At 52.0% G+C, this 17,424-nt stretch carries 14 protein-coding genes; 11 read left to right on the top strand and 3 right to left on the bottom strand.

Annotated elements, in window-relative coordinates:
* From AWR27_RS03375 to AWR27_RS03360, 4 genes are all read left to right on the top strand, one after another.
* Positions 1 to 312, top strand: a complete 312-nt coding sequence (locus AWR27_RS03375; RefSeq protein ID WP_077129900.1) for a DUF4258 domain-containing protein — start codon at positions 1 to 3, stop codon at positions 310 to 312.
* The gene (locus tag AWR27_RS03370) at positions 312 to 539 is read left to right on the top strand and encodes a type II toxin-antitoxin system MqsA family antitoxin (protein ID WP_077129899.1); all 228 of its coding nucleotides are present in this window, start codon (positions 312 to 314) and stop codon (positions 537 to 539) included. Before AWR27_RS03375 ends, AWR27_RS03370 begins: the two co-directional genes overlap by 1 nt.
* Positions 539 to 1,606, top strand: a complete 1,068-nt coding sequence (locus tag AWR27_RS03365) for a mevalonate kinase family protein (protein WP_077129898.1) — start codon at positions 539 to 541, stop codon at positions 1,604 to 1,606. Before AWR27_RS03370 ends, AWR27_RS03365 begins: the two co-directional genes overlap by 1 nt.
* 86 nt (positions 1,607 to 1,692) lie before the next feature.
* Entirely contained in the window at positions 1,693 to 4,782 is a 3,090-nt protein-coding gene (locus AWR27_RS03360) for a BamA/TamA family outer membrane protein (protein ID WP_083732735.1), read from the top strand.
* Between the two features lie 98 nt (positions 4,783 to 4,880).
* On the opposite strand, the gene AWR27_RS03355 is transcribed toward AWR27_RS03360, so the two are convergent.
* Together AWR27_RS03355 and rbfA are read right to left on the bottom strand one after the other, a co-directional pair.
* Positions 4,881 to 6,098: an ABC transporter permease gene (locus AWR27_RS03355; RefSeq protein WP_077129897.1), complete on the bottom strand. Its 1,218-nt coding sequence runs from the start codon at positions 6,096 to 6,098 to the stop codon at positions 4,881 to 4,883.
* Positions 6,099 to 6,226: 128 nt separating this feature from the next.
* Positions 6,227 to 6,616, bottom strand: coding sequence for a 30S ribosome-binding factor RbfA (rbfA, locus tag AWR27_RS03350; RefSeq protein WP_077129896.1), 390 nt, complete (start codon positions 6,614 to 6,616; stop codon positions 6,227 to 6,229).
* A 175-nt stretch (positions 6,617 to 6,791) separates the two neighbouring features.
* Here rbfA and AWR27_RS03345 point away from each other — a divergent pair, with 175 nt between their 5' ends.
* From AWR27_RS03345 to AWR27_RS03335, 3 genes are read left to right on the top strand one after another with little or no spacing between them, the layout of a single operon-like run.
* Positions 6,792 to 8,222, top strand: coding sequence for a DUF6427 family protein (locus AWR27_RS03345; protein WP_077129895.1), 1,431 nt, complete (start codon positions 6,792 to 6,794; stop codon positions 8,220 to 8,222).
* Between the two features lie 8 nt (positions 8,223 to 8,230).
* Positions 8,231 to 9,022, top strand: coding sequence for a queuosine precursor transporter (locus AWR27_RS03340; protein ID WP_077129894.1), 792 nt, complete (start codon positions 8,231 to 8,233; stop codon positions 9,020 to 9,022).
* Between the two features lie 55 nt (positions 9,023 to 9,077).
* Positions 9,078 to 9,953, top strand: a complete 876-nt coding sequence (locus AWR27_RS03335; RefSeq protein WP_077129893.1) for an Rpn family recombination-promoting nuclease/putative transposase — start codon at positions 9,078 to 9,080, stop codon at positions 9,951 to 9,953.
* A 5-nt stretch (positions 9,954 to 9,958) separates the two neighbouring features.
* Here the strand turns inward: AWR27_RS03335 and AWR27_RS03330 are convergent, their stop codons facing one another.
* Positions 9,959 to 10,720, bottom strand: a complete 762-nt coding sequence (locus AWR27_RS03330) for a TrmH family RNA methyltransferase (protein WP_077129892.1) — start codon at positions 10,718 to 10,720, stop codon at positions 9,959 to 9,961.
* On the opposite strand from AWR27_RS03330, the gene tamL reads away from it, so the two are divergent.
* The 4 genes from tamL to AWR27_RS03310 all read left to right on the top strand — a co-directional run bounded on the left by tamL (position 10,719) and on the right by AWR27_RS03310 (position 17,386).
* Positions 10,719 to 13,370, top strand: a complete 2,652-nt coding sequence (gene tamL / locus AWR27_RS03325; protein WP_083732734.1) for a translocation and assembly module lipoprotein TamL — start codon at positions 10,719 to 10,721, stop codon at positions 13,368 to 13,370. The two genes, AWR27_RS03330 and tamL, sit on opposite strands and share 2 nt — an antisense overlap.
* Before the next feature lie 248 nt (positions 13,371 to 13,618).
* Complete coding sequence (locus tag AWR27_RS03320; RefSeq protein WP_157579109.1) at positions 13,619 to 14,317, top strand: SH3 domain-containing protein; 699 nt, start codon at positions 13,619 to 13,621, stop codon at positions 14,315 to 14,317.
* Positions 14,318 to 14,543: 226 nt separating this feature from the next.
* On the top strand, positions 14,544 to 16,031 hold the full coding sequence (locus tag AWR27_RS03315) for a MiaB/RimO family radical SAM methylthiotransferase (protein ID WP_077129890.1): 1,488 nt from the start codon (positions 14,544 to 14,546) through the stop codon (positions 16,029 to 16,031).
* Positions 16,028 to 17,386, top strand: coding sequence for a sigma-54 interaction domain-containing protein (locus AWR27_RS03310; RefSeq protein WP_077129889.1), 1,359 nt, complete (start codon positions 16,028 to 16,030; stop codon positions 17,384 to 17,386). Before AWR27_RS03315 ends, AWR27_RS03310 begins: the two co-directional genes overlap by 4 nt.
* The last annotated feature ends 38 nt before the right edge of the window (positions 17,387 to 17,424 follow it).

Below are 17,424 nucleotides of genomic sequence, written 5' to 3'. Positions count from 1 at the left end.
ATGAATCATGATTTACTGAAGAAATCTGTTGCGAGTGGTAACGTTCAGTGGAAGAAACACGTTTTACAACGAATAGCTGAACGCAACATTCGCCAGGCGGATGTCTTGAATGGCTTGATCTTTGGTGTTATTATTCAGGAGTATCCAGACGATACGCCATTTGCAAGTGCTTTGTTTTTATGTTTCACTGAGCATGGGCCTTTGCACATTGTGGCGTCTTTGAATGAAACAAATGCAGAGACACATATCATCACAGCCTACAACCCATCATTGGAGCGGTTTGAGGAAGATTATAAAACGCGTAAAACCTGATGAGATCAAATCAATGCCCTGTCTGTGATGGTAGTAAGCAACCGGGACGAACAACCTTCACGGCTGATCTGGGCGAAAATTTAGTAGTGGTTCGGCATGTTCCGGCTACAATTTGCGAACAGTGTGGCGAAGAGTGGATTGCCAACGACGTAGCAAAACTATTAGAAGAAATTGTAGCAAAAGCCCGGCAAGAACATCGTCAGTTTGAAGTACTGTCCTTAGCTTAATGCCTATTTCAATCTCTACACCCGGTCGGGTTTGTCTGTTCGGCGAACACCAGGATTACCTCGGCCTGCCCGTTATTGCAGCCGCTATCTCGCGCCGGATTCAAATCAATGCCGACACTACGCCAACGCCCGGCTTTCGGCTAAACCTGCCCGACATCGGGAGTTCCGTAGCGATTCCGTTCGATGGGATGCCGCTCGTTTATGAGCATGACCGGGATTATTTCCGCTCGGCCATCAACGTGCTGCTGCGCGAAGGGTACACGTTTTCGCGGGGCATCGCGGGCGAGGTGCGCGGTAACATTCCCATCAACTCCGGCACGTCGAGTTCGTCGGCTCTGCTCGTTACGTGGCTTAATGTGCTGACCCGATTGGCCGACGAGCCGCGTCTGCTCGCTGCCGAACGACTGGCAGAATTGGCCTACATGGCCGAAGTGCTGGAATTTGGCGAACCGGGAGGCATGATGGATCACTATAGTACGGCTGTAGGCAATGTAATTTATTTGGAATCGCAGCCGCAGATTCGGCTTGTTCCGCTTGTGCCTGTGCTGGGTACATTTGTGCTCGGCGACTCGCAGGAGCCGAAAGATACGGTCGGTATTCTGGGACGGGTGAAGTTCGGGATGCTCGACATTTTGCAGCGCATCCGGGGCGTTAATCCGGCGTTTTCGCTGCACACGTCCGGACTTACCGAGGCCGCTGAGTTCAAAGACATGCTCAGTAAAGACGAATACGTTTTGCTGAAAGGCAACCTCGCCAACCGCGACATTCTGCACGAAGCTTTAAACGTACTGCAAGCACCCACCCTGAACCACGCCCTCTTCGGCCAACTCCTGACCGACCACCAAACCAACCTCCGCGACGCCCAACGCATCAGCACGCCCAAAATAAACCGGATGCTCGACGCGGCTCTGAACGCTGGCGCATTGGGTGGCAAAATCAACGGGTCGGGCGGGGGCGGCTGTATGTTTGCGTATGCGCCAGAAAATCCGGAAGCGGTGGCCGAAGCTATCGAGCGCGAAGGCGGGCGGGCTTATATTATCAGCGTAGATACTGGAACGACGCTCTAATCAACTTTTAATTTTTGTCTAATTGGCTTATAATCCGTGCGTTAGAGTTTTGACGATGAAATCATCGACAAACTCTGACGTTATCTATGGCACGCTGGCAACACCGTTTTCTGTCGTTATCGCGCCCGCAAATGGCTCAACTGCTGATTGGGCTGCTGCTAATAGGTCTGGGGCTTACCGACTGTAGGGCGCAGTATTTCGGGCAAAACAAAATTGGCTACACTACCTTCCAGTTCAAGCTGCATCAAACCCGCAATTTCGAACTCTATCACTACCTTAAAAACGACTCTATCCGCGACTTCTGGGCGCGGCAAAGCGAAATCTGGTACAAAACCCACCGGCATGTGCTGGGCGATTCGATTCCGTTTCGAAATCCGGTTATTCTCTACAACAATCACGCTGATTTTCAACAAACCAACGTTACGCCCGGCCCTATCGATCCGGCCACTGGCGGGTTTGCCGAAGCATTGAAAAACCGTATCGTGATGCCCATTACGAAGGTAAACGCCCAAACCGATCATGTTTTAGGGCACGAGATTGTTCACGCGCTTCAGTTTCAGATGGCGCAAAGTGGCGATTCGGCATCGATAGCAGGGCTGTTTCAGTTGCCGCTCTGGTTTATTGAGGGGATGGCCGAATACCTCTCTATCGGTCCGGTTGATGCGCATACGGCCTTATGGATGCGCGACGCCGTTCAGGCCAACGACCTGCCCACGCTGAACGACCTGACCGCCAACCCTCGCTTTTTCCCATACCGCTGGGGCCATGCATTCTGGGCATTCACTACCGGCACCTGGGGTGAGCAGGTTGTGCGTCCGCTGTTTCTGACTGCGGCCCGGCAAGGTGTTGAACCGGCTTTGCAACGGGTGCTGGGGGTCTCGTCGGCAGAGTTTTCGCGTCGGTGGCAGGCATCATTACGGGCGCAATTCGTGCCATTCCCATCCACGCCTACCAATTTGTCGCGCGTGCTGAATCGTAACGTACTCACGTCTATGCAACTGGCACCGGCCCTCAGTCCCAATGGGCGGTATGTAGCCTATCTGTCCGAAAAAAATCTGTTTTCGATAGACGTCTTTCTGGCCGATGCCCGCACGGGTCGGGTGTTGCGCAAACTGATCAGCACCACCCGTAACAGCCACCTCGACGCACTAAGTTACTTAGAGTCTGCCGGCACATGGTCGCCCGATAGCAAACAGTTTGGTTTTGTGGCGTTTGCGAGAGGTCGAAACCGCCTGGTGGTGGTAGATGTCAGCAATGGGCGCATCCGGCGCGAGATAGAGATTCCGGGTGTACCCGCTTTTTCTAACCCGGCCTGGTCGCCCGATAACCGGTACATTGCCGTAAACGGACTGGTAGATGGGCAGACCGATCTGTACTTATACGACCTTCAGGACGGCAGTGTGCGGCAGTTGACCAACGACCGCTATTCTGAGTTACAGCCGAGTTGGTCGCCCGATGGCCGGATGCTGGCCTACGCCACCGATCAGCCCGCCAAACAGGACGACCGACCGCTGGCGTTCGATCACCGGCTGGCCCTGTTCGACGTGGCGGCCAATGCTCCGCGCATCTTAGATATTTTTCCCGGTGCCGACAATCTGAATCCCGTATTCGGCACCGATAATCAAACAATTTATTTTCTGTCCGACCGCGACGGATACCGCAATCTGTACGCTCATCGGCCCTTCGGCGATGAAACCTATCAGCTTACGCGTTTCTTTACCGGCATTTCGGGTATCACACCCCATGCGCCCGCACTGAGCGTTTCGCCCGAAACGGGGCAGGTGGTGTTCTCCCGTTTCGAGCGGCAGGGCTACTACATGTACCGCGCCGAACCGCTTGATTTACTGTGGCTTCCGCTCACCAACAAGTCTGTCGATCATACAGCGGCCACGCTGCCTCCGCTACCCCGGTTCAATCAGGATTTTGTAGCGGCCCGGCTTAACTCGACCCGGCCCAACGACCCGCTACGCACCGAGCCTGTACAGGCTGCACCGATGCGCAACCAATTGCGTATTACGGGGATCAGCGGCAGTGGTGGCGGGGGCGCGGGCGTAACGGCCAACCGCTTTGGCACCAACCTATCGGGCGGAGTAAACGCAACGTTCAGCGATATGCTTGGCGACCGGCAACTGAGCGTTGGATTGGCCGTAGCGGGCGAAATCACCGACGTATCGGGGCAGATTACGTACCTGAATCGACGTAAACGCATCAACTGGGGCGCGTCGCTGTCGCACGTGCCGTTTCGGTCGGGAGGTGTGGGGTCGCGACTAACCACCATCGACGTAGGCGGGCAAACCGTGCCAGTGCTGGAACGCGCCACCGACGTACAGCGCACCTTTGAGCAGCAGGCTACGCTGTTTAGCTACCTCCCGCTGTCGCGCACACGTCGGGTGGAACTGGCCGGGGCCGTGTCGCGGTATAGTTTTTCGACCGTGCGAACGAGCGAGTTTTTCTTCCGGGGTAATCTGATTGGTACTGACCGGCAGCGGCTTCCCTCGCCCGCCGACCTTTACACGGCACAACTGTCGGCGGCCTATGTGGGCGACAATACCACGCCCGGCCCGGTGGCTCCGCTCAAAGGACACCGCTACCGGGTGGGTGCTGAAACCTCGTTTGGGCCGTTGCAGATGAACACCATAACCGCCGACTACCGGCAGTATTTGCGGTTCCGACCACTCACGCTGGCCTTCCGGGGGCTGCACATGGGCCGGTATGGGCGCGATGCGGCTACGGGTATCATTCCGCCCTTTTTCGTGGGCTTCCCAACGCTGGTGCGGGGTTACGCGGCCCAAACCTACGCTTCGAACCCCTACCGGGGCGACGGCGACGTATCGCTGAATCAGATGCAGGGCAGCAGTATGGCCGTTGCCAACGCCGAGCTACGCCTGTCGCTGACTGGTCACGAGCGCATGGCCTTATTCCGTAGTCGTGTGTTTCCGACAGAAATAGCCCTATTTGCCGATGCTGGTTATGCCTGGGGCCGCACTGGTCTTGAACCCGACCGATTACGCCTGAATGCACCGTCGGTGTCAACCACACCTGTTTATAGCACTGGCGTATCCTTGCGGCTGAATTTGCTGGGCTTTGCGGTCTTAGAACCATTTTATGCTATTCCGTGGCAGCGGTCGGGCGGATCGCAGGGCGTATTCGGGCTGAATATCGCGGCTGGCTGGTGATAACAGTGAACAGTGAGCAGCCAACAACCAACAGTGATGTTAGTCGGATAAATAAAAACTGTTGGTTGTTGGCTGCTCACTGTTCACTGTCTCCACTGTTATCTGTTCACTGATTCGGCTGCCCGCTGTGCCGGAAACCAGGAGGTCAGAATGGTAACGAGAATTACCAGTATGGCTGTCATAACAACGTCGGTCAGTTCAAGCCTGACAGGATAGGCGTCAACAATCGAACTGGTCGTACCCATCGTAATAAGGCCGTAGCTCTGCTGTATCAGGCAAATGCTAATGCCCAGCACCAAGCCCGTAATGGCACCCGTCAGGGCAATAATAGCTCCTTCGGTCAGGAAAATCCGGCGTACCAGCCCAGTGGTGGCTCCCATCGCGAACAGAATTTTGATGTCGTCGCGCTTTTCGACAACCAGCATCGAGAGGGAAAAGAATATGTTGATCGACGCAATCAGGATAATAAACGCCAGCGTGAGGGCTACAACCAGTTTTTCGATGCGGATGGTACGATACAGATTCTGGTTGAGATCGTCGCGGCTTTGCACGGTTAGCGTCGTATTCACTACGGCCTGCAACGCCTGTTTGGCGGCTGCTTCGTCGGTGCCGGGCCGAAGCTGAATTTCAAGACCCGTTACTTCATCGGGCTGGTAGCTGAACAGCGTGCGGGCCACACGTAACGGCACCAGCACAAGGTTGCCGTAATTAGTGGCTTCGATAAAAAATACCCCCGCTACCGTCATGGCTTCGCGATTGAAGGCGTCGGGATTCAGTACGCTGAATGCCTGCCCGCTTTGCGGATACAGCACTTCGAGAGGTGTCAGAATATCGACCGGCGAAATGCTCAGGTCGCTGCGAACGCCATCGGCCACGACGGCGTAATTGATGCCGTTTTCGCGCAACAGCAGCCGCCCGTCAATCATTGCCGAGTCCATTTGAGCGCGTTGCACATAGTTATCATCGACGCCCTTTACGCGCACCACCGTTTGCCGGTCGGCATAGCGAGCCAGAGCGTTGTCCTGGGCGACAGGCGTTACTAATGCCACGCCGGGCACCTGCCGCAGTTTGGTCAGCAATGCCGATGAGGCTAAAAACCGCTTGCCTTCAACCGGCGACACGGTCATGTCGGCCTCGAACGACTTGAAAATTTGCCGGTTCAGCTCTTCCATGCCGTTAAACACCGACAACACTACAATCAGGGCCATTGTACCGACGCCCACGCCCAGCATCGAAAAAATCGACAGCCAGCTAATAAAACTGCGTTTTTTACGCGAGAAAAAATACCGTCGGGCAATCCAGGTGGGGAGGTTCATAGAAAATGACTGAATGACTGACTGACTGAATGACTGAATGACTGACTGAATGAATGAATGACTGAATGATTGAATGAGGGGCGAGCTTACATTCAATCATTCAACCAGTCAATCAGTCAGTCATTTAATCATTCGTCATCTTCTTCAGGTGCGGGCGGGATGTCGAGTCCGGCGAAAAGTTTGTCCATCTTATCGGCGTATTCGGCAGTATCGTCGAGGAAGAAATTCAGTTCGGGTACGATGCGGAGTTGATGCCGAACGCGTTCGGCGAGGTGTTGCCGGATGGTTTTGCTTTTCTCACGAATCTCATCGAGCAGCATTTCCTTGTTCTTGGTCGCCAGAAAGCTGAGGTAGATGCGGGCTACGCTCAAATCGGGCGAGATGCGCACACTGGTGACAGTGATAAACGCGCCCGGATTGGCGGGTCCGTTGAATAGATGCGGCACTTCGCGCTGAAAAATCTCACTTAAATCTTTCTGCAACTGCCGTCCTACTTTCTGCTGTCGTTTCGATTCCATTGCTGTTGGGATTGAGTCAGGCCGTACCGTAACAACACGGGGTGGCTGACTTTGTTGTTACAATCAACCGCCGAATTGGTTGACGCCGTGGTTGCAAATATCCACAGCTTTTTTCGTTCTGCCGAAATTGACTGTAAATTTGACTGATAACTGACTGTTGACTGATAACTGACGCGTGCTTAGTTTCTTCCGATCATACTTTCCCTACCAATACGCCAGTCTGCTGGGATTATTGCTGCTTATCCGGTTGCCGTTGCTGCTGAATCCGCTACCACTGCTGATGCCCGAACTCAACTGGATGCTGGTTGGCGAGCAAATGAGTCAGGGCGATTTGCTTTACCGCGACATCTGGGACAGCCTTAGCCCGCTTTCGGCTATGGTTTATTGGGGGTTGAACGCACTCTTCGGGCGGTCGCAGGCGGCTCTGCACGCAGCCGCTACGGTCGTGACAATTTTTCAGATTATCTACTTCAACTACGTTGCCAATAACCGCGATTTGTATGCCGACCGTTCGTTCTGGCCCGGTTTGATGTACATGTTGTTTATGCATTTGTCGTATGACTGCCTGACGCTGTCGCCCGTATTGATGTCAACAAGTTTTTTATTGTTGGCCTTTGGCACTTTAGTGAAGCAAATGGACCGGCGCGGAGCCACCGACGAAGTGTTTGAAGTGGGGTTCTACATCGGTATAGCCTCTTTATTTTACCTGCCCTCGGCACTGTTTATTCTCTGGGCCACGCTGTCGTTACTGTTTTTTACGGGGGCCACATTCCGGCAACACTCGCTGTCGGTATTCGGCTTTCTATTCCCGATAGCCGCCATGCTTCTGTATTACTACCTCAACAACAGCTTAGACGACCTCAACCGCAACCTGCTGTCGTCGGTGTTTCGGGTGCGGCAGTATTCGTTGTCCGATTTTCAGTCGCTGGCAGCTTCGTTGCTGATTCCGCTGGGCTTAGGTGTGCTGGGTTTTCTGAGTCTGTTTAATACCACGAGCCGCTACGTAAACATGCAGCAACGGGTACAGCAGATCATGGTAATCTGGTTTATCGTTGCCGTGCTTACCATTGTGCTGATGCCGTTTCTGGCCCCAATGTCGTTTCTGGGTTTTGTTCCGCCAATGGCCTACTTCGCCGTGTTTTACTTCGATCACATGCGCAAAGCGTGGCTGGCCGAACTGGGTTTCATCATGGCGTTTTCGCTGATGTTATTGCTGTTTTATCAGGGTGTGCTTGGCCTGATTCCGGGTGCCGAACTGGGGCGGCTGAGCCAGTTACGGGTGCAGTCATCGTCGCTTACAGCCCGTTTGACAGGTCAAAAAATTCTGATTATTGGTGAAGACCTGAGTGCCTACCGCGACAACAGGCCAGCTACCCCCTACCTGAACTGGGATCTGGCGAAGTATGACCTGAAAAACTTAGACAATTACGAAGCGGTTATCAACGTCTTCGATCATTTCCGGCAAGACCCACCCGATTATATCATCGACCGCGAAAATGTCGTTGAAAAACTTTTCCAGCGTGCCCCGGCACTGGCCCTCCGCTACGAAAAAACCGAAACGGAGGGGTATACAAACGGAAGTAATCTATATTTTTATAAATCGTAAATTCCACCATGCCTTCCTACTCGTTCACGAACAAGCGTACAAACCTGTACATTTTCCTGAGTGCGGTGTTTCTGACCAACGCGCTGATTGCCGAAATTATCGGCGTTAAAATCTTCTCGGGTGAGACCCTGCTGGGTGTTCCTCCGGCTCAGATTCATCTCTTCGGCGATTTTGTATTAGATTTTAACCTTACGGCGGGGGCCGTTATCTGGCCGTTTGTGTTCGTCACGTCCGACATTATCAACGAATATTTTGGCAAGGCGGGCGTTCGGCGAATTTCGTTTCTAACCGCTGGATTTGTGGCGTATAGCTTCCTGATTATCTACGCCGTAACCACGCTGCCCCCTGCCCAGTTCTGGCTCGACGTGAACGCTAAAGACGGGATGGGTAATCCTATCAATATCAACAATGCCTTTCAACTGATTTTTCGGCAGGGGCTTGGCATTATCATCGGTTCGCTCACGGCTTTTCTAATCGGGCAAATTCTGGATGCATCCGTTTTTCAATACCTGCGCCGAATTACGGGAAGCCGAAAAATCTGGCTGCGGGCCACCGGCTCTACGCTGGTGTCGCAGTTGGTCGATTCGTTTGTGGTGCTGGGTATTGCGTTCTATGTATTCGGCAACTGGTCGCTGGCGCAGGTAATTGCGGTAGGTATCATCAATTATCTCTACAAAGCTACCACGGCCATATTGCTTACACCGGTGCTATACATTGCTCATGCACTCATTGACCGCTATTTGGGCAAAGAGCACGCTGAAGAATTAGCCAACGAGTCGGCCATGAGTTCGTTTATGTGACGATTGCCGTCAGAAGCTTCGTAGCTTTACGTTATATTGACAATGCGCTACGGTCATGCCCGATAAATACATCAACCCCTTCACCGATTTTGGTTTCAAGAAACTCTTTGGAGAAGAAGCCAATAAAGATCTGTTGATTGATTTTTTGAATCAGCTTTTACCCGAGCAGGGAACCATTACGCAGCTAACCTATCTCAAAAACGAGCAGTTGGGCACAACCGAAGCCGACCGCAAAGCAATTTTTGATTTATATTGCCAGAACGACCGGGGCGAAAAATTTATCGTAGAACTGCAAAAAGCGAAGCAAAAATTCTTCAAAGACAGGAGTTTATACTACGCCACATTTGCCGTTCAGGAGCAGGCGCAATCGGGCGACTGGGATTATAGGCTGAAACCCGTGTACACGATTTCGGTGATGGATTTTCAGTTCGATGAAACCGCTCCCGACCAGTTTTTACACGACGTGCGCCTGATAGAAGTAGCGACTGGGGAGGTTTTCAACGATAAGCTGCGGTTCATTTACCTTGAAATGCCCAAGTTCAAGAAAACTGAAGATGAACTGATTACGCGTTTTGATAAATGGATGTATGTTATTAAAAACCTGGGCCGACTCGACCGAATTCCGGTACGGTTTCAGGAGCGAATTTTTGAAAAGTTATTCTCCGTAGCGGCCTTAGCCAATTTTAACCGAAACGAGCAGCAGGCTTATCAGGACAGTTTAAAATACTATCGCGATTTGAAAAATGCAATGGATACCATGCTGGAGGAAGGCCGTGAAGAAGGACGGCAAATAGGTCTGGAAGAAGGACGGGCAGAAGGTGAGTTGCAGGCCAAACAGCAAATAGCCCGGCAAATGAAACAGCTTGGCTTGCCGACCGACCAAATCACGACCATTACGGGGCTTTCGCCCGACGAAATCGCCCAACTATAAGTAGCTTAACGTCCATTCACCCGACGCCAGTTGTCGAGCAGAACCGCCGTAGCAATGCCCACGTTCAGCGATTCGGCGTCGCCGTAGCGGGGTATCGTGACACGCTGCGTTACGAATGGTTCCAGGTCGGGCCGAATGCCATTCGATTCATTGCCCATCACTAAATACCCGCCCGGTCCAAAGGGTAGCGTATGCACGTCGGCACCGTCGAGAAAGGCACCGTAAACAGGCTGTGTCGTATTCTCAGCACTGTTTTGCAATAATGAAATGATATCGCCGTACCACCATTGTACGCGCGTGAACGAGCCTTTGCTGGCCGAAATCACTTTGGGGTTATACACGTCGGCGGTGGTCTCGGAACACAGAATTTTATGAACACCATACCAATCGGCAATACGCAGAATGGTGCCTAAGTTGCCGGGGTCGCGGATGTCGTCTAAAATCAGGACAATTTCGCCCGTGTCAGCTACTAATGGGCGGTTCTCTTTCGTTCTGACCACAGCGAGGGCACCGTTGTTGCTTTCGAGCGTACCGATGCGCTGCAAATCAGCTACCGATACAATTTCAACCGGCGTTCGTTGGTGGTCTGTCAGCGAGACGTTTTCTTTGTAGAAGGCTTCGGTCGCAATCAGGGCTTCAATCTCAAAACTGGATTGCAATACCTCCTGAACGCTCTTGGTTCCTTCAACTAAAAACGCGCCGTATTGCTGCCGATATTTCTTCTGATGCAGCGACCGGATATAGGTTTGTCGACTTTTTGAAAGCATGAAAAATTTAGTGAAACGTGAAAAGTTTAGCGTAAGAAATGGTTGGCATGAGCGCGGTTACAGCCTCGCGCTACGCTGTCTGCGAACGTTATTTTTCATTTTTCACGTTTCACTTTTCGCGTATTTATCGGGTTGCGTGGCACCGAAGAACCTGCGAAATGAGTATCTATTGACAGCCCAGACGATACGCGGCAACCGGGTCATTCCCAACGATCAGCTCGAAAGTCTGATTCCGCAGAAACCAAACCGCCGTGTGCTCGGGCTGCCCATTACGCCCCCGCTCTGGTTTTATCAATTCGGCCTTCGACGCTACGACCGCGAGGCCGTATTACGCGAATTACAGGCCAAAACTAACGAATTTGAACAGCAAAGTCAGCTACTGATGAATCAGTCGGGAGCCTACGCGCCCGATGCACTTAAACGACTAAACCGACGCTATGGCCGCCAACTGAAAAAGCTGCGCCTGAAAGCAGAAGAAGGCAACTGGCTCATGCGCAATCTTGGCGAACCGCCCACCTATTTTGCCCGGCGCGACGCCGAGGTGAATGCCGCCAAAATGAAAAGCTACCTTGAAAACAACGGCTTTTTCAACGCTACGGCTTCGTTTACGCTCGATACGCTCCGACGACGGCAGATTCGGGTTAATTATTTTGTAAACGAGCGGGCGGCTTTTCACCTTAGAACCGTCAATTATCAGATTGCCGACCCAGCTATCGATTCATTAGTGCGTGGATCGCTCAATACATCGGTACTAAAAGTGGGTGATCGGTTTAGTTTTGATCAGCTTTCGGCTGAAAAAGTGCGACTCGAAACGCTACTGCGCGATAAAGGATATTACACATTTTCGCGCCAGTACATCCGCGCTACCGATGTTGACACCACCAGCCGTATTACAGACCAGCGCGGGGCCGACGATTCGCTCTATCGGCGCGTCGATATACTGATACAGATTCTGAACCCGCCCGGCAGGTCGGCGCACCCTATTTATCAAATTGGCGATGTAGAAGTACGCATCACTCCCGACGAAACTCAGCCGCTGGCCCGCACGGCGTTGGATACGGTTCAGCGCAACGGCATTACGTACCTGCTCAACGGACGCAACATTTCGGCCCGGCTCTTAGACAGTAAGATTAGCATCAGGCCAGGTGCCCCCTACAGCCTGACCAACTACCGCGATACGCAGCGGCAATTGTTTCTGCTCAATCAGTTCAAATTCGTGAACGTCGATTTCACCGATACTACCGCCCGGCAACTTCGGACACGTATTACTGCCACGCCGTTAGACAAGTACGAATACACATTTGAAGGTGGTTTGTTTGTACTCTATCAAAGCCAGAATAACACCCCCGGCCCATTTGGGAACTTGACATTCCGAGTCCGAAATTTGTTCGGCGGATTAGAAAACCTCGAAACCAGCGTGCGCTACGGTATTGAGGCACAAACAGGTTTTGCAGGGACTGATCAGGTTTACCGGGCACAGGAATTAGGCGTAACGACGTCACTCATTTTCCCACAAATTCTGTTGCCGGGTCGCTTCCGATTTCAGTTTAACCGGTATAATCCCCGAACGCAGATCAGCTTAGGCTACACGAATACGTACCGGCCCGATTTCATCCGGTCGCTGTTGCGTTCTACCGTTGGTTACAGTTGGCAAACGACGCCCGCCAAACAGTTTAATGTCTTGATTGCCGACGTTAACTTAATCAACGCAAGCACGGGGTTCAATTCGGAGATTAGTGCTTCATTTCAGAGAGAACTGGACGAAGACCAGCGACGGGGCGGAACGCTTTACCTCAGCTTCCGGCGGTCGTTTGCCTCGGGCGTCAGTTTTTCGTACACCTATAATACAAACACCGTGGGCCAGAATCGCCGGGCCAACTTCTTCCGGGTTGTGGCCGAGTCGGGCGGCACAACGCTGAATTTCTTCCGGGATGACCAGCTTCGGCGGTTGTTCCGCACCACCGACACCACCGGTCTACAATACTATAAATACCTGCGGCTCAACGTAGACTACCGGCACTATATTCCCCTGCGCCCCCGCACAACACTGGCCTTCCGGGTCAATTCGGGGTTGGTGTTTGGCTACGGGCCGGGCGGGGCGGCTCCTTACGAAAAACTGTTCTTCGCAGGTGGTAGCAACAGCATCCGGGCGTGGTTGCCACGCCGGTTAGGTCCCGGCTCCGAACTGCCCCGCCCAACAATCGAAGAATCCCTGAATCCCAGCCCCGACCGGGTTGGGCAATTTCTGTATACGTTTGAAAAGCCCGGCGATTTTCTGCTCGAAGGTTCGGCAGAGTTGCGGGGTCGGCTCTTCAAACTCCTGGCCGACGTTGACGGTGCGTTTTTCATCGATGCGGGCAACGTATGGCGATTGCCGGGTAGAGGCAGCAATAATCGAGGTGAGTTTCAGCTCGATGCGTTTATTCCTCAGATTGCCGTTGGCACAGGCGTTGGGCTGCGGCTCGATTTTTCGTTTTTCATCGTCCGGCTCGACGGGGGCGTTAAGGTTTGGGACCCGGCCCGTCGGTATACAAATGGCGAAGGACAATTAGTAGACGAACGGTTTATATTGCCCCAGTTTACGTTGCGCCGACTCTCGAAAGGACCAAACCCATTGGTTATCAATTTTGGTATTGGCTATCCGTTCTGATTACGAGCTAGTAGTGTTGTGAAAGAAAGGTTCGTATCACTTCGTTTATTCGTAGTGAGATTAAAAAGTGGTTTTGAATAAAATAGTGTTTTTCAAAAAGAAGGCGGTTTTATGAAAGATGATCTCTTTCCTCTCGACAATGTTCATTAAATTGTGTAATGAATGACATCACTACACTGAACATTCTATATTTTTAAGCAATAACTTCCGGATAGAGCCGATATTACAACGATAACCTATATTTCTCAATGAAAGCAGTTACCAGCCTATTTATCCTCTACCTACTTTCTGCACTTACCGCTTTTTCCCAGTCAACTTCTTACGTTTTTGCTACTCCTGTCAAAGCACAATTACTTGACCAATCAGGGCTATATATAAGTGCAACGCCCGGTTATAGCTTCTCTACTGGCTACCTGATACCTAAAGGTACAACAGTGTTATTGGTTGGTAAGCGAAATGCTTTTTACCGAGTCATTTACAAAAACCTGCTTGGTTATGTATCATACTCGGTAATTGACAAGACATACGAAGCTTTTAAAGCTACTGAGTACGAACACGAACCGTTAATTGGGATAGCTAAGTTTCCCTTTGAACTGCAATCTCAGCCAATTACAAATAGCCAGACAAAGATGCTGGTGACGGTACCCAAAGATTCGTTGTTGCCTATCAAAGAACATAATGAAGTATACTATAAGACCACATACAAAAGCATTGAGGGTTATGCAGCTAAAAGTTATCTTAATCTTACAGGCGATGAATCAGATGAAACTTACTTGCGTAAGTATCCAAAGATAAAAGTCGCTCAAACTGCACCCGAAGAAGTCGAAGCGTATCCTACGCGCAACCGGACGCACTCGCGCCAATATTACCGAGGGCCTCGTGGCGGATGTTACTACATTACAGCAAGTGGCCGTAAACAATATGTAGACCGAAGTTTGTGCAAATAACCCCCCATGACAGGCTTTTATTGCTCGTTCCCATCCATGCGGTCATCTTTCTCAACCGGTGCAGATAAAGAAAGCAAAATATAAGAGTGTGCATCTCGACTGTTTACCGTAAGCTGTTGTAGTTTAACGCATCATTATAATTAAGCAATTTTAACGGGTATTTCCTGCCAAAATGACAGCATTTCTTGCTATTCTTCGTAATTTTGCGTTCTATTTTTTATAGACGATGACGCTCATTTCTGAACTGACCATATTGCAACCGGCTGATAAGGAGAACGTTGATGCACCCCGCACTTCTGAAGAGGAACTGGCGGTGGGCAAAAAACGGCTCTACATCGAAAGCTACGGATGCCAGATGAATTTCGCCGACAGCGAGATAGTAGCTGCTGTGATGCGTAATGCCGGGTTTGCTACCACCTCTTCTGCCGACGACGCCGACCTGATTTTTCTGAATACCTGCGCCATTCGCGACAATGCCGAGCAGAAAGTCAGAAACCGGCTCAAACACCTCAACGCGCTGAAACGGCAAAAACCCGAACTGCTCGTAGGCATGCTCGGCTGCATGGCCGAACGGCTGAAAACCAAGCTTCTTGAAGAAGAAAAAGTGGTAGACATTGTGGCCGGTCCCGATGCTTATCGCGACATTCCGAAATTGGTTGAAGAAGCAGAGTCGGGACATAAAGCCGTAAACGTGTTTCTCTCACGAGAAGAAACCTACGCCGACATTTCGCCTATCCGACTGAATTCCAACGGCGTAACTGCTTTTGTTTCCATCATGCGCGGCTGCGACAACATGTGCAGTTTCTGCGTGGTGCCGTTCACGCGGGGCCGCGAACGCAGCCGTGATCCGCACAGCATCGTGCGCGAATGCACCGATTTGTTCAATCAGGGTTATCGCGAAGTTACGCTCCTCGGGCAGAACGTGGACTCGTATAAATGGCACCCCACCCCCAGCCCCTCCCCGTTAGGGAGGGGGGAAGAATCCGGATGGTTTGCCCCCCTCCCTAACGGGGAGGGGCTGGGGGGTGGGGTCACTTTCGCTGGTCTTCTTGAACTGGTGGCGCAGATTCATCCTGATTTGCGGGTTCGGTTCAGTACCTCGCACCCGAAAGACATTACCGACGAGGTGTTGTACACGATGGCACAGTACGACAACATCTGCAACTACATCCACCTACCCGCCCAAAGCGGTAATAGTCGGGTGCTGAAGCTGATGAATCGCACCTACGACCGTGAGTGGTATATAGGCAAAATCGACCGGATTCGCGAGGTTCTGGGCGAAGACTGTGGTATCTCGACCGACATGATTTCGGGCTTCTGCACCGAAACAGAAGATGAACATCAGGAGTCGCTTTCGTTGATGGACTACGTGCGCTATGACTATGCGTATATGTTTGCCTATTCGGAGCGGCCCGGCACGCTGGCAGCTAAAAAATATCCAGACGACATACCTGAAGACGTGAAAAAACGGCGGCTGAACGAGATCATCGCTAAACAACTCGAACACTCAGCCGCACGCAATCAACGCCACATCGGGCAGGTACAGCGCGTATTGATCGAAGGCCCATCGAAGCGTTCCGACGCTGAACTCTGCGGTCGCAACGATCAGAACAAGATGGTGGTTTTCCCAGGCGGCAACCACCGGAAAGGTCAGTACGTGAACGTGTTAGTTACTGAATGTACGTCGGCTACACTGCGAGGAACAGTGATATGAATTTACAGGAAATCCAATCTGTCAAGCAACGCTTCGGGATTATCGGCAATGCGCCTGCCTTGAACTACGCCATCAACGTAGCGATGCAGGTGGCTGCTACTGACCTGACGGTACTGATAACGGGCGAAAGTGGTAGTGGGAAAGAGTCGTTTTCCAAAATTATCCACAGCCTGAGTACCCGCAAACACGGTCAGTTTATTGCCATCAACTGCGGGGCCATTCCCGAAGGTACGATTGATTCGGAACTGTTCGGCCACGAGAAAGGGTCGTTTACGGGGGCCGTTGACTCGCGCAAGGGCTATTTCGAGACCACCAACGGCGGCACCATCTTCTTGGACGAAATTGGCGAAATGCCAATGGGAACGCAGGCCCGGCTCCTGCGCGTACTCGAAAATGGCGAGTTTATCCGGGTTGGCTCCTCGAAAGTGCAAAAAACCGACGTGCGCGTAGTGGCCGCTACGAACGTAAATCTGCTGGATGCGGTCGAAAAAGGGCGATTCCGCGAAGATTTGTACTACCGGCTCAATACAGTACCTATCTACGTACCCCCCCTGCGCGAACGCGGCACCGACATAGAACTGCTGTTTCGGAAGTTTACGACCGATTTTGCCGAACGTTATCGCATCAAGCCGCTCCAACTGACCGAAGGAGCCAAAAATCTGCTGATCAGTTTTCCGTTTCCGGGCAATATCCGTCAGTTGAAAAACATTGCCGAGCAGGTGTCGATTCTGGAATCAGAACAGAACAAGCCTATCGAAACCGACGTGCTGGCAAAATACCTGCCGCAGTCGCAGCAACCGGGGCGGTCGCTGGCGGTGTTTCCGCATAACGCAGGCAACGCGGAGAGTTTGTCGGAGCGGGAATTACTCTACAAAGTGCTGTTCGATATGCGCCGGGACATGAACGACCTGAAGCGTTTGGTGCGCGACGTGCTGGCGAATGAGCAGGATGGGCGGCAGCTTCTGCACAACAACCGCGACCTGTTTGAATCAATTCCACCCGAAACAGGGCCGCTCCCCGACGATGGAACGCGCTACTTGCCCGCCCTGAACGGTTCGACCCGGCCCGACATGCCCACCCGACCCGCAACACCGCCTTCTGAAACGTATGGCAGTCATCCGCCCGTTCAACTTTTCGATGATGTTGACGGCGATATCAACGACGTAACAGTAGAAGACGTAACGCACGAAACCGAAGACGATGATTCGCTCTCGCTCGAACGACAGGAGAAGGAGATGATTCTAAAAGCTCTCCGGCGTAACAACAACAAACGAAAATACGCGGCCCAGGCACTCGGCATCTCCGAACGCACGTTATACCGGAAAATTAAGCAGTATGAAATTGATGAAGAATAGGTTGATAGTGAAAAGTGAAAAGTTAATAATGAAAAATG

Source organism: Spirosoma montaniterrae (assembly GCF_001988955.1).
In the GTDB taxonomy this organism is placed as follows: Bacteria; Bacteroidota; Bacteroidia; order Cytophagales; family Spirosomataceae; genus Spirosoma; species Spirosoma montaniterrae.
The sequence above is the reverse complement of the archived record's forward strand: the minus strand, read 5'-3'. Positions and strand labels throughout refer to the sequence as shown.

Bases quoted from the DNA above. Each gene is read 5' to 3' on its own strand.
- rbfA (WP_077129896.1), bottom strand. From the start codon at position 6,616: ATGGAATCGAAACGACAGCAGAAAGTAGGACGGCAGTTGCAGAAAGAT.
- AWR27_RS03320 (WP_157579109.1), top strand. From the start codon at position 13,619: ATGAAAGCAGTTACCAGCCTATTTATCCTCTACCTACTTTCTGCACTT.
- AWR27_RS03340 (WP_077129894.1), top strand. From the start codon at position 8,231: ATGCCTTCCTACTCGTTCACGAACAAGCGTACAAACCTGTACATTTTC.
- AWR27_RS03355 (WP_077129897.1), bottom strand. From the start codon at position 6,098: ATGAACCTCCCCACCTGGATTGCCCGACGGTATTTTTTCTCGCGTAAA.
- AWR27_RS03330 (WP_077129892.1), bottom strand. From the start codon at position 10,720: ATGCTTTCAAAAAGTCGACAAACCTATATCCGGTCGCTGCATCAGAAG.
- AWR27_RS03310 (WP_077129889.1), top strand. From the start codon at position 16,028: ATGAATTTACAGGAAATCCAATCTGTCAAGCAACGCTTCGGGATTATC.
- AWR27_RS03360 (WP_083732735.1), top strand. From the start codon at position 1,693: ATGGCACGCTGGCAACACCGTTTTCTGTCGTTATCGCGCCCGCAAATG.
- tamL (WP_083732734.1), top strand. From the start codon at position 10,719: ATGAAAAATTTAGTGAAACGTGAAAAGTTTAGCGTAAGAAATGGTTGG.
- AWR27_RS03370 (WP_077129899.1), top strand. From the start codon at position 312: ATGAGATCAAATCAATGCCCTGTCTGTGATGGTAGTAAGCAACCGGGA.
- AWR27_RS03335 (WP_077129893.1), top strand. From the start codon at position 9,078: ATGCCCGATAAATACATCAACCCCTTCACCGATTTTGGTTTCAAGAAA.
- AWR27_RS03315 (WP_077129890.1), top strand. From the start codon at position 14,544: ATGACGCTCATTTCTGAACTGACCATATTGCAACCGGCTGATAAGGAG.
- AWR27_RS03375 (WP_077129900.1), top strand. From the start codon at position 1: ATGAATCATGATTTACTGAAGAAATCTGTTGCGAGTGGTAACGTTCAG.
- AWR27_RS03365 (WP_077129898.1), top strand. From the start codon at position 539: ATGCCTATTTCAATCTCTACACCCGGTCGGGTTTGTCTGTTCGGCGAA.